Here is a 13059-nt window from a genome sequence, read left to right as displayed (position 1 = left end):
AGTTATAATCAAATAACTTTACTTTTTTTATCGTCAAACTCAAAATCAATATTCATTTTTCTAAAATAAGAATTTAATTTTTTCTGGCTTTTTAAATTTAATTTAGGTATTAAATTTGTTTGCAAAGTAATTAAACTTACAATCAAAATAATAATCACAAAGGCGCTTTCATACATAACATTAACCGAGTTACTTGAGTCTAAATTTAATTGAGCAACAATTCTTGTCGTCAGTGTTTGTTGTGGATATAGCAGAGAAAATACTGATGAATTGTGATGATCACTTGTTAAAAGAAATGGCGAAGCCTCCGCAATAAATAAAGCAAAATTTATTAGTACAACCTTAATAAATGTGGGTATTAACAAAATAGATTTAATCTTAAATGTGTGAAAAGTTTTTGTTGTATGTTTTGTTTTTAGTATCGATATAACATTCTTATCTATTTGTTTAAAACTATTATTGAATTCTCTAACTATTGTTGGTATTAACAAGACAACTACGGCAAAAACACCCGCTAATAATGAAGTGTTATGCTGATGATCTAAACTTAAATGAAAAAATTGAATAAAAATTGTGTAAGCAAATAAACCATGTATTAATGAAGGAAAGCCATCACTTATTAAAAGAAAAATATTTAATATTTTTTTAAATCAAGATTTAGGATTTGAATTTTGAAAATAAAGAGAAATCAAAAATGAAATAGGTACACTTAAAAGAGTACATCATAAAGCCGCATAAAGTGTAATTCCGCTTGTTCAAATAACTGAATTATTTTCAAATTTAAGTGTATTTTGAACAGAAAATATTGCTTTTAATCCTTTAAACATGATAAATAAAAACATTAAAGCAAAAATTAAAGAAATTAAAATAAATGCAAAAAATTCACTAATTATTTTGTAATGATTATATATACTTCAATACTTTTTATTTTTGGTGTTGCTTAATTTTGAACTGTATTTTAAAATTAATTGTTTTTGACTTATTTGTTTAAAATTCAATGAACTAAACCTGTAAATTATAAAATTAATTATTGATATAAAGACTATTAAGGTTAAACTTAAAGCAAATAAATAGTCGCGAACTTGATTAGAACTATTTAAAAAATTAGTTGTTATTAAGGTTGCGGCCGGTTTAGAACTTGATGTTAAAAAACCAAAAACACCTTTATTTCAAACATTTTCTAACGAATTAGATAATAAAATAAATGACGCTGCTGAAGCTTCACCAACAACTTTCATAAATGCCATAAAAAAAGTCTTAAAAATTTGTTTTTTCTTCTCAATTAAAATTATTTTGTAAATAATAATTGAATCACTTAAACCTTTATCTTTTGCCAGTCTTTTGTGTAACAATTGGAATTCATTTAAAACATTATTTAAAAGATTAATTAAGACTGCACAATTAAAGATATAAAACATTTGCAATGCACTAAAAAAATTTTGGCCTTGGACTATATTAAAAATTAATTTTGTTCCATTTGACAAAAATTTTAAAGCAAACAACGCAAAAACAACTGAAGGCAAAGCACCCATAATTTTAAAAATAAATTTTAAACTTTTCTGAAGTTTGTTTTGTGTTCTAAAATTAATAAAGATAGCAACTTTTAACGCAAATGGTATTGATACAACTAAAGTCAAAAACGCAAGAACAAATGTGTAAGCAATACTGTTTAAAATACTAACATTTAAGTTAGTGAAATTGTCATTAAACACAAAATAACCAAACCCATTTTTAGATATTAGTTTTATAGTTTTTCATGAAGCGATACAAATAAATAAAAAAACAAAAAGCAAAAACAAAAACGTGGCAATTATTGTTAAATTATTAGTAATTTTCGCTTTATTTTTTGATTTTGTTCAATTTCGCATATATTAAGTATAAAAAAATATTAAAATAAAGTAATTAAAATGGAGGTGTTATGGAATATCTTGATATTTATGACGACGAGCGCAATAAAACCGGACAAACAACAACACGTGGTCACATAACAAATAAAAACAACAATTTGTTGGCAGTATTTATTGTAGTTTTTAACCACGAAGGTAAAATGTTAATTCAAAAACGCTCACCAGATAAATTTATATCTCCGGGTGTATGAGATTTAAGTGCTGGAGGAGCAGTTTTGAGCGGTGAAAGTTCATTCCAAGGAGCTTATCGTGAAGCAATGGAAGAAATTGGCTACAGATTAGATTCTACACGCAAAAAACCTGTTTTTTCTGAATATTACTCAACTTTTATTGTCGATTATTATTTAGCACAAACAGATTGAGATTTAAGCAAATTTAAAATTCAAAAAGAAGAAGTTGACGAAATTAAATATTGTGATTTAAGCGAAATAGAAACGCTAATGCAAAAAAAATTATTTAGAGAACATAGTTTAAATATTATCAGATTACTTTTTGAAATTAACCAAAACATAAAATTCTAAAAATGGACATAATATAATGCAAACAAAGATAGAAATATTAAAAAAAAAATTAAACACAGATGTGTTATCTAAATTAAAAAATATAAATTTCGTCTATGAAGGCTTTCATAATTTAACATTTAGCGCCTATTATAATAATTTAAAAGTCCAAATTAGATTACCTAAAACAAATTTGGTTGACCATTCAACAGAACAAAAAATTTTACAGCAATTTACAGACACAATATTTTATCAAGATGGGATACTGATTAAAAAATGATTTGAAGGTAAAAATATTGAAAATGTTGAGTTAAACATTGAAGACCAAATAAATATAATAAACGAAGTTAAAAAATTTCATCAGCTACCAATAGATATTGAAGCCATTAATTTTTTTTATTATGGCAAAAGCAACCAAAAATATCAAAAATTAGTCAAAAAATACACCAACGACAAAGATTTAGTAACCGGACACAATGATTTAAATGGTAAAAATATTCTAATTAATTCACAAGGAAAAATTAAATTAATAGATTTTGAATGAGTAAGAAAATCCCATCCATTTTTTGATGCTATTTCCTTGTACCGAAATTTAAATTTGGATAAAAATCTTATTTTAAAAAATTTTGATATAAGTGAAGAACAATTCAAGGAAATAGCTTATATTTACGACAAATTTAAAGAATTAGCTTATAAAAAAACCTATTCAAAATTAATTTTAGACAAAGATACTAAAAAGCTCCACGGTGGTTACACAAATACATCGTATGTTAAAAACGATATTTTTATTCAAATTAAACACAAAAATGGCTTTAATCATCTGCATAAACTTAATATATTCAATAATTTAAAACCAAATGAAAAAATAATTTATGAAGACAGCTATAAAATTGTGCGAAAATTTATTCAAACAATAAATATAGATTTTAGTGATTGAAAAACTAGAGAAAAAATTGCAATTTCAATCGCTGATATTCACAATTACCCAGTTAAAATAACACAAAATAATATTTATGAGCGAATTATTTATTATGTATCAAAATTAAAAAATCATCAAAAGTTTAACGATGTTTTTAGCGATGAAATAAAAAATAGAATCATTAACAATTCAAAAGAATTAAGGAATGAAGTATTAAGCCATAATGATTTAAATAGAGAGAATATTTTAATGAATAAAACTAGAGAAATAAAAATCATTGATTTTGAGTATGCCTCGATGAACTCAAAATATTTTGACATTGCTTATCATTGCTCTGATCTAGACTACAACAGTGAAGATGAACACAAATTTATTGAAATTTATAAAAAAAACACTGATTCAACATTTGATTTGAATGAATACTATCGTGTAAAAGCAATTGCTAATTTCTATGGTATTTCATGATCTTTAATGTTAAATCCCGATTTTGACTTTACTTGGTTGACTAAACATGTAATAAACAATTTAAAGTATTTAAAATAAGTATTAATCATTTCTAACAATTTGAATCAATATAATAATTAATATATAATAATCATATGATAAAACTAGAAGTAAATTATAAAGAAAGAATTGATAAGTATATCTCCGATAATTCTCAACTTTCAAGAAATGATGTAAAACAATTAATTTTACAAGGAGCAGTTTTATTGAATAATAATACAATACCAGTCAATAAACCTAAATATATAGTCCAACCAGGCTGAAATATTACCATCACTAAATTAATTGAAAAAATAACTAATGTAGTTCCTACAGCAATGAATTTAAATATTGTCTATGAAGACCAGGATTTAGTAATATTGAATAAACCAACTTCATTGGTTGTTCATCCAGCTCCGGGACACTACGATGATACATTAGTAAATGGGTTATTACACCATTTTAAAACATTGTCTAATGAAAATGGTCTCTTGCGACCTGGTATTGTCCACCGCATTGATAAGGACACAAGTGGGTTGTTAATTATTGCTAAAAATAATCAAACACATATTAAGTTAGTAGAAATGCTAAAAAATCACGATATACATCGTTCATACATAGCAATAGCTGATGGTTTAATTCAAAATCAAACAACTAAAATAAATTTGCCAATTAATAGACATGCTAACGATCGAAAAAAAATGACTGTTCATAAAGAAGGAAAAAGTTCAATAACTACGGTATATTTATTAAAACATTTTTATCTTGATAAAACACCAAAATCTCTAGTTCGTTGTGAGTTACAAACCGGAAGAACTCACCAAATTCGCGTTCATTTAAAATATATTGGGCATCCAGTTTATGGAGATGCAGTTTATAATAAAAAAATAGATAACTTCAATCAACGCTTACACGCATATAAACTTGAATTTAACCATCCTATAACAAATAAACACATTAAAGTTTATGCCCCTGTACCTGAAGAATTTAATGTTGCTGACTTTGATTTTGAACAATTAAAAAAAGACTAAAAGGAGAAAAATGAAAAGAGAATATTTAAAAATTACAGATACCAATCAGTTATGGTCTCTAGAAAAACCAAAATTTAGATTGTTTATTATTGGAGCCTGTGTCTCAATAGCGCTAATATTACTTGCTATGATTACACAAGTAATAATTAATTCTTCCATTGTAATTGCTAATCGCCAAATTTTACAAGACAATCAAAATAATGCCTCAACGTCAGCTTCAGCATCTATATTTTTGAGTGTTTTATTAGTTGCGATTAATATATATATAGATGTTACTTATTATCTTGGAGTATACAGAAGTTATAAACAAAAATCTTTTGAACACATTAGCCAAAGAGTAATAACATTTTATGGAATAATGTCTTTTATTTCAGTAGTACAACTGTTGTTTGGAATTTTTAGCAAATCATTTACACGAAACACAGCACTTTCGCCATTGGAAATAGCTTCAGTTACAATTGATGTTTTGATAAATGTTATGATAGTAAGTTTTTATTATGGGTTCATCAAAGAAACAAGATTTATAGCTTTTGCTTTTACAAACGCAAAAGCCCTACAAAATTTAAAAGAACAAATGGGGCAAAACGAAGAACTTTCATCTATGTTTTCTCAAATATTTGGAACAAATTTTGACAACAACAATACTCAAAACACACAAAACACAAATAAAACTGAAAATGACGAGCAAATATTGCAAAAAAAACAAGAAAAAGAAGTTATTCGTAAAGAAAAAATTGACCAATTAATCGCTTTACCAACCGAAAAATTATTTGAAATAGCCAAAAAACTATACATTAGCGGCTATGAAAATATGAATAAAGAAGAATTAGCAAACTTAATTTATGATATTTTAGAAAAAAACAAGTAATGTGGTTAATACCACATTTTTTAATGGAGAAGAATGTACAATTTAGATATCGAAAAAAAATACTTACATAAAAATAAAATCCTAGGCATAGATGAAGCGGGTAGAGGTGCTTGTGCTGGACCTATAGTAGTTGCTGGCGTGATTTTGCCTAAAAAATATAAAAATAATCTAATTGATGATTCAAAAAAAATTAGTCCTAAACAACGCCAAAAAGCATTTGACATAATTAAACGAGATGCATTAGCATATTCAATTAAAATAAGCAATTCAGATGAAGTAGATAAATTAAACCCTAAACAAGCAACAAGAAAATTAATGCGTGAAATTGTAGAAGAATTAAATTTTACTAACTTAATAATTACTGATTACGAAACAATTAACGATATAAATATTGAACAATTAAACTTGGTAAAAGGCGATTCGCAGTCTTTAACTGTAGCAGCAGCCTCGATACTAGCCAAAGTATTTCGTGATAATTATATGCAAAATCTAGACATTAAATATCCGCAATTTTGCTTTGGAAAGCACAAAGGCTATTGCACAAAGTTGCATAATGAATTGATAAAAAGATATGGAGTTTGCCCGGAACATCGTAAATCATATAAAAATGTAATCAATAGTTTATTATTTTTCACCAATAACAAAATATAATTATTTTGTAATTAAGTAAATAATTACTAAATAAACAAAAAACGAGGTATTTATGGATTTTTATCAAAAAATAATGAATAGATATAGTGTTCGAGAATTCGATGTTAATAAAACTGTAACTGAAGAAGAATATAAAAAAATAATAAATGTGATTAATTCTGCTCCAACTTCTTCTAATTGACACTCATCAAGTGTCATTGTTGTTAAAGATCGTCAAATTTTGAATGAATTAAGCAAAGTGAATAAATTCACGGGGGCTTTAAAAACAGCAAACTTATTATTAGTTTTTTTAGCTGATTTTAATAGAATGATTGAAGCAAAAAATGAATTTCCTGATTATGAATATAATCACAATTCTAGCGAATCATATACAGTAGCTGTTGGAGATGCTTTTATTCAAGCAACTATGGCACAGGATATAGCAGTAAATTTAGGTTTAGACACTTTGTTTTTAGGTTTAACGAGAATGATGGTTGAACCGCTAATCAAACATTTAAATATTCAAGGACAAGCATTTCCAGTAGTTTCACTCGCAATTGGACATAAAGTAAATCAAACCAAAATCAAACCAAAATTAAATCGAGTTTTTGAAAATAAATATGATATTGATAAATTGAAAAATGAAATTATCAAATATAACAACGAAATTTTAAAATATTTTCAATCAATTACACCTGATAAAACTGGTTTTAGTTACACTCACGCAACTATAAAATCTGCTTCAAGTTACAAAATGGATACTGATCTTATTGAAAAAATTTGAAATCTTAAATTAACACAAAAATAACTAATTATTTTTTAAATAAAAAAACGCCGGTTAAGGCGGTAGGTAAAAAAGTTTTCAATGCGACTCATCGCAATATCATTATATCAAAGATTCAAAATAATTATATAAATTTTAAAATGGAGAAAAATGAAACAAATTATTTATGATTATCCTTATGTTTTTAAAGATAATCACAACCCAAACGAAAATATAATTTTTGTACATGGTTTTAATTCAAATCCAAATGCTTTTAAAATATTTGAAAAATATTGAACTAAATCTAATTATTATGCTATTCAATTTCCGGGAAATAGCAAAGTAAAAGCCAAAAAAAATCATAAATTAAATGTGTATCAATATGCACAATTATTAGTAGAATTTGTAGAACAAAATGATTTAAAAAATGTTACTTTAATCGGTCATTCAATGGGTGGTGGCACAATATCATTAGCCTATAAATTAAAGCCACATTTATTCAAAAAAATGGTTTATATCGCACCAATGAATAAAACTTCATTAGCCACTGCCGAAACATACAAACAAACTTATTTCCCAAAAACATTTGATGAATTTTTAAATTTTTTACAAGGTTTATATTTTGATATTTCAAAATTCACAAACGATGAAAAATGAATGCGTCTAACTAAAGCAACGTTTAATGCTGATGATTTTAATAATAGCGATGTTGTTGAATTAGGCAATTCGCTTCCGGTTTTAAAACTACACGAAGATATTGAATTGGGTTTAAAAAGTATAACAGTTCCTACATTATTAATTTTAGGAGAAAAAGATGCCGTTATAGATAGAGATAATTGTCTAAATTATTTTAACGAACACGTTAAATACGTTCAAACAACATTTATTCCAAAAACAGGTCATATGATGTTTGAAGAAAATTGGGAGAATTTTATTTCAATTTTAGAACCATTTTTGCTAAATTAATTTAAAAACGTGTTCATAACAATGGACACGTTTTTAAATTATAGTTCAATATTGTGAAACACTTCTTGAACATCATCGTCATCTTCAAGTTTGGCTATAAATTCTTTAATTTTTTCAGTCTTTTCAACATCAAATTCAACAGTTGAATTAGGAATGTATGTGACTTCACATTGTAAAAATTCACTAATGCCTAATTGATTTTCAATTGCGTTTTTAACATCACTAAATGAGTCGGGAGAAGTAGAAATTAAATAACTTTTTTCATTAGAAATAATATCGTTTGCTCCGTGTTCTAAAGAAGTTAAAGTCAATGTATCTTCATCAATTAAATCTTTAGAAACTTCAATAATTCCTAATAAGTCAAATTGAAATGGAACTTGACCGGTTTTGCCTAATGTTGCATTTTGGCGATTAAAATATGCTGTCATTGATGATTTAGTGCGGTTTAGATTATCGCTTAATGTTTTAATTAAAAATGTTGCTCCACCAGTAATTGTTGCATTAAATAATGTTTCAATAAAATTAGCACCATCTTTTGCTTCGCCTTTTGCTTTAGCTAAAGCTCTTTCAATATTAGCTTTAGGCATATTTTTGGCTTTTGCCTTTGAAATCGCTAATTTTAAAGCTGGATTTGTGTCGGGATCTGGTCCACCCGCTCCTGTTGCTACAACATAAATTTCTTTAAATAATTTTTGAAAAATTTTACCTCTTGCAGCATCTTGTGCTCCTTTACGATGTGCGATATTAGCTGAATGTGAGTGTCCTGCCATATTAATTCTCCTTTTTAAAATATTGTTCTATTGTTTTTGGTTGATAAGGTTTTTGACGTTTGTGGTGAGTTAAATTATGTAATTTTTTAATTTTTATTAGCGCATCATTGCTAACAAGATCTAAATTATTATTTAGATAGTTATCTAATTCATTATATGAAAATCCAAGTTCATCTTCGTCATTTTGACCAACTCATAAACCTGCGGATGGTTTTTTATTGATAATTGAATCTGGAACATTTAAAAAACTAGCCATTAATTGCACTTCATTTTTTAATAATCTAGAAATAGGTAAAATATCTACACCTCCATCTCCATATTTTGTGAAATAACCAATATAAATTTCATCTTCATTATCTGTGCCAACAACTAAATAATTTTTTTGTTGGGCCAAAGCATATAAAGTTGTCATCCTTAATCTAGGTTTAATATTACTAATCGACATTGAATTTGTAATATTTGTAGCAAATTTAATTGCTTCAAATGTGGATTTTAAATCAATTGTTAAAATTTCTAAATCAATATTATTTACAAGCTCTTGAATGTCTTTTAAATCTAATTCCATTGAATCAATTGGCATTACAACGCCAAGAGTGTTTTTAGGAAACGCTTTTTTTGCCAATGCCGAAACTAAAGCCGAATCTATTCCACCACTAACTCCAACAATTAAGCCATTTGCCATTGCTTTTTTTACACGTGATTGTAATCACTTAATTAAATAATTACAATAAGCCTCAATTTTTTGATTATTTGGTTTAGAATTTAAATAATTATTTTCTCTTAAACCTTTTCTTAACATCTCTAACTCCAATGTACATTTAAATATTACTATATATATTTTAAAATAGAAATTAAGTTAGGAAATATTATCATTCAAAACTTCTAATCTTAAACGAGCTGCTTTTTTAAAATTACTATTTTCATTTTCGTCATCAAAAATAATTTTTCTTAATTGGACCATATCTAAATTATTCGAATTTAATTTTTCTCAAGTATTATTACTCATATTTACCATAAATTCAAGAGTAATTTTGTCAGTCGATAAGTTAGGCATTTTTAAGAAATAATCCTCATTTTTTTTCTTAAAAATATCTATGTTTTGTTGAACCTCTTCTCATTTTTTCTCTAGTTTATAATCAACAAACAAATCAACACCATATTTAAATAAAATTTCAATATTTTCGCTGTTATGTTGTTTTACAAAATTATCAAAAAATTCCTGTGAATTTGTGTAAAGAGGGTCAATAAATCAAACAATATACTTGATTTTTCATTCAGGAAAAGCTTGGTGTAGTGCTCGAACTCTTAATAAAATTTGTTCAGTGAATTCGTCGGTTTTTTTGACTGAAAAAATATCTCGTTTTTTCGCAAACAATAACGTTATTTCTTGTTTTTGTTTATCTTGAAAAGCAATTGAAGATCTAAATTTTACTATTTCGCTTTTGTCATAATTGGTTTGATTATCGATTTCATCATCATTTAAAACATAATCAAGTTTAAAACTATTATTTATGTGTTCGATATCGTTTAATGATGAATAAAAAATTTCTTCAGCACAATTTAAAATAAATTTATAATAACTGTTTTCTTGAGTTTTTAGAAATGATTGTTCAATTTTAGTTAATACATTAAATGGGTGCAAATTTGAATTAAATCTATAAGGTGAATTAATTAATTTTAATAACAATTTTGGCCCACTATGTGTGCTAAATATACTTTTTAATTTAAGTTCGAAACTTGTATAATCCATTTTTCCTCTTTTCTATATATATATAATTATTCAGCTTTAAAAATATCTTCAAAACTATGCTCTTCATATTCAATTAAAACATCCATTACATTTTTGCTAAAATCAATAAATTTTGTGTATGGCATTCTCTTTTTAGGTTTAAAAAGAATATTTAAAAAATGATTAATACCTTGTGGGTCAGTGTACAATGGCGAATGATTTAGGCCAATAATAAAATGTGGTGCATCTATGCTTTTAGCATACTCTATAAATCATTTTGAGTCAACAATTGTGTCGTTTTCGCCAATAATAAAAATAAGTTTGTCTTTAGCAGATGAGTATAAATTGTGTAATTTTTCTAAAAATGATGTGTCTAATAAGTTTTCTTTAATTATAGGTACTCATTTTTCGTTAATATTTAAAATATTACGACCAAAAGAACTGAATTTTAAACCCATACTCAATATTTTTGTTCATAGATCTCCAGATTTAACATTATTATTTAATAAATTTTTTAACATCGAATATGATTGAGATTTAATCATTAAAGGATTTATAGCAGAAAGCAAAATAACTTTTTTAACTCGAGGGTGATTAGCTAATTTAGCACCAATAAAACCAGACATAGAGTGAGCCAAAATGTAAATATGTTTTGTTTTTATTTGTTGAATAACTTCATTAGCGTATTCATACCATTTATTTAACTTAATTTTATTTTCTATGTTTTCGCTTTGAATATATTTGCTTCCTGGAAAATTAATCGCCACTGTATTATATTTATGCGGTAAATCAATTAATTTAGTACAAAAATCGCTACTTGAATTAATTCCATGTAAAAAAAATAATGTGGTATCACTTTTGCGATCATCGGTATAGATTGGAATATGTTCGTTATCAAAATCTATATAATTAAATTTCATTACTCAATTATAATTTAAAGTGTTTATTTGATATTGTAATTAAACGACAAAATCAAATTATTTTAATTAGTATAAAAAAATAAAGTTGAATTCAACTTTATTAAAATTTACTATCTGGAATATATAATTTTCCATCAACTGAAGCAACATTTGAAACTGTAATTAAGGCGTTTTCATCAACTGCACGGATTTTTTTGATTAAACGAGGCACTTGTTTATATAACGTTATTGATGAAAGAACTTTTGTTTTTGAACCAGAATAGCCGCCTTCTCCAACTGTAACTGTAAAACTGTTAATTGTTTTTTTGTCACCAATAATTGCTGATTTAATAGCACTCATATGTGGTGAATAAACTTTACATTGCACAATTTTAAATCTTGGAAATAACTTGTTAAGAGCAAAAACAAAGACAAAATTTGAAATTAATGTTGAAACAAAATTTGGCGATAAATACATTGAAGGCGATCAAGCCAATTCTTTAAAAGATTGTAATGTTGTAATAATTTGACCTTGTTGATATGAATTTAAATTGTTTCAATTTTCTATATTTTGAACAAAAGCATTTCAATCATTGACAGTATTAGAAGGTGCTATTTGTTTAGCAAACGAATTAATTAGCAAACTTCCAGGTAAATAAGAACCAATAGCCACCGCTACAACTAAAATACCAAAATTAATATACCCATTTATTGTTCCAAAATTTTTCTGTTTAACTACAGACATATATTCACCTATGATGCCTGTTACGCCAGCTGAACCTCCAATAATTGCTATTACCGCAAAAAAGAAGGCAAGCAAAAATCCATAAACTACACCAAAAATCATTTGAGCAATTACATTGCCAGCATCATTTCAATGCAACGGAATTAATGACCACATTTGGTTTTTACCAGCCCAATAAAATTTAACAATATGGTTTTTTAATTCTAATGGTATGTCGCTGTGTGAAAAATTACCAATTAAATATAATTTGTCTGAACCAGGAATTTGACCCACAACAAAAGAAACTAAACTTGAAACAACTAAAAATAATATTGTCAATAAAGTAAATATTTTTCCTGTTTTTTTTCAGCCAAAAATAAATATTGGTATTGAAAGAATGATATACAAAATTCAAAATAAAGCGTGATCTATTACATTATAAATTGCAGGTGTTATATTTTTATTGTCCTTTAGTAAAACATTAGTTATTCTGGCGGTTGCTTGCCCGAATGCTGCAGCACCAAAATTATATACACCTGGGTTTTTAACCAAAAAAACTCCAATTATCCCGAATAATACCGCTAAACCAGACGTGATTAAAGCTAGTTTTCACATCGGCATTGGCGCATAAAATCTCGATAATTTCAGAACAAAATTTGATAATTTTGTGTATTTATATTTAGTATTTTTGCGCATCACAGTTTTTTTAACACCATGGCCTGGTTCCTGAGTAAAAATATCTAAACTGGCAGGATCAAATTGAATCTCTTTTGAAACAAAATCGTTTTTATTGTTTTTATCTAAACGGTTTTGAGATTGAGAATTTTTTCTATTCATGTATCCCCTTTCTGTTTATTTGTATAAAAAAAG

The 13059-nt window shown here is 26.3% G+C and carries 13 protein-coding genes; 7 read left to right on the top strand and 6 right to left on the bottom strand.

Annotation, left to right across the window (positions count from 1 at the left end):
* Nucleotides 1-2: 2 nt before the first annotated feature.
* Nucleotides 3-1868, bottom strand: coding sequence for an ABC transporter permease subunit (locus EG856_RS00260; RefSeq protein WP_130429149.1), 1866 nt, complete (start codon nt 1866-1868; stop codon nt 3-5).
* Nucleotides 1869-1918: 50 nt separating this feature from the next.
* Between EG856_RS00260 and EG856_RS00255 the strand changes: the two genes are divergently transcribed.
* The 7 genes from EG856_RS00255 (at nt 1919) to EG856_RS00225 (ending at nt 8067) form a co-directional block, all read left to right on the top strand.
* Nucleotides 1919-2428 carry an NUDIX hydrolase gene (locus tag EG856_RS00255; protein ID WP_130429148.1) on the top strand — a complete coding sequence of 170 codons (510 nt, stop codon included), beginning with the start codon at nt 1919-1921 and terminating at the stop codon, nt 2426-2428.
* A gap of 16 nt (nt 2429-2444) precedes the next feature.
* Nucleotides 2445-3869, top strand: a complete 1425-nt coding sequence (locus EG856_RS00250) for a phosphotransferase (protein WP_130429147.1) — start codon at nt 2445-2447, stop codon at nt 3867-3869.
* A gap of 56 nt (nt 3870-3925) precedes the next feature.
* On the top strand, nt 3926-4840 hold the full coding sequence (locus EG856_RS00245; RefSeq protein ID WP_130429146.1) for an RluA family pseudouridine synthase: 915 nt from the start codon (nt 3926-3928) through the stop codon (nt 4838-4840).
* Between the two features lie 10 nt (nt 4841-4850).
* Entirely contained in the window at nt 4851-5708 is an 858-nt protein-coding gene (locus EG856_RS00240) for a hypothetical protein (protein WP_130429145.1), read from the top strand.
* Nucleotides 5709-5741: 33 nt separating this feature from the next.
* Nucleotides 5742-6359, top strand: coding sequence for a ribonuclease HII (locus tag EG856_RS00235; RefSeq protein ID WP_130429144.1), 618 nt, complete (start codon nt 5742-5744; stop codon nt 6357-6359).
* Nucleotides 6360-6411: 52 nt separating this feature from the next.
* Nucleotides 6412-7146: a nitroreductase family protein gene (locus EG856_RS00230; RefSeq protein ID WP_130429143.1), complete on the top strand. Its 735-nt coding sequence runs from the start codon at nt 6412-6414 to the stop codon at nt 7144-7146.
* Between the two features lie 126 nt (nt 7147-7272).
* Nucleotides 7273-8067 carry an alpha/beta fold hydrolase gene (locus EG856_RS00225; protein ID WP_130429142.1) on the top strand — a complete coding sequence of 265 codons (795 nt, stop codon included), beginning with the start codon at nt 7273-7275 and terminating at the stop codon, nt 8065-8067.
* Nucleotides 8068-8105: 38 nt separating this feature from the next.
* On the opposite strand, the gene EG856_RS00220 is transcribed toward EG856_RS00225, so the two are convergent.
* From EG856_RS00220 to EG856_RS00200, 5 genes are all read right to left on the bottom strand, one after another.
* Entirely contained in the window at nt 8106-8837 is a 732-nt protein-coding gene (locus EG856_RS00220) for a YebC/PmpR family DNA-binding transcriptional regulator (protein ID WP_130429141.1), read from the bottom strand.
* Nucleotide 8838: 1 nt separating this feature from the next.
* Nucleotides 8839-9636 carry an NAD(+) synthase gene (gene nadE / locus EG856_RS00215; RefSeq protein WP_130429140.1) on the bottom strand — a complete coding sequence of 266 codons (798 nt, stop codon included), beginning with the start codon at nt 9634-9636 and terminating at the stop codon, nt 8839-8841.
* Nucleotides 9637-9693: 57 nt separating this feature from the next.
* Nucleotides 9694-10587 carry an HpyAIV family type II restriction enzyme gene (locus EG856_RS00210; protein WP_130429139.1) on the bottom strand — a complete coding sequence of 298 codons (894 nt, stop codon included), beginning with the start codon at nt 10585-10587 and terminating at the stop codon, nt 9694-9696.
* 26 nt (nt 10588-10613) lie between these two features.
* Entirely contained in the window at nt 10614-11486 is an 873-nt protein-coding gene (locus tag EG856_RS00205) for an alpha/beta fold hydrolase (RefSeq protein ID WP_130429138.1), read from the bottom strand.
* Nucleotides 11487-11586: 100 nt separating this feature from the next.
* Complete coding sequence (locus tag EG856_RS00200) at nt 11587-13026, bottom strand: DUF2179 domain-containing protein (RefSeq protein WP_130429137.1); 1440 nt, start codon at nt 13024-13026, stop codon at nt 11587-11589.
* Between the last annotated feature and the right edge of the window lie 33 nt (nt 13027-13059).

The sequence above is a fragment of the Mycoplasmopsis phocirhinis genome, assembly GCF_004216495.1.
In the GTDB taxonomy this organism is placed as follows: Bacteria; Bacillota_I; Bacilli_A; order Mycoplasmatales; family Metamycoplasmataceae; genus Mycoplasmopsis; species Mycoplasmopsis phocirhinis.
The sequence above is the reverse complement of the archived record's forward strand: the minus strand, read 5'-3'. Positions and strand labels throughout refer to the sequence as shown.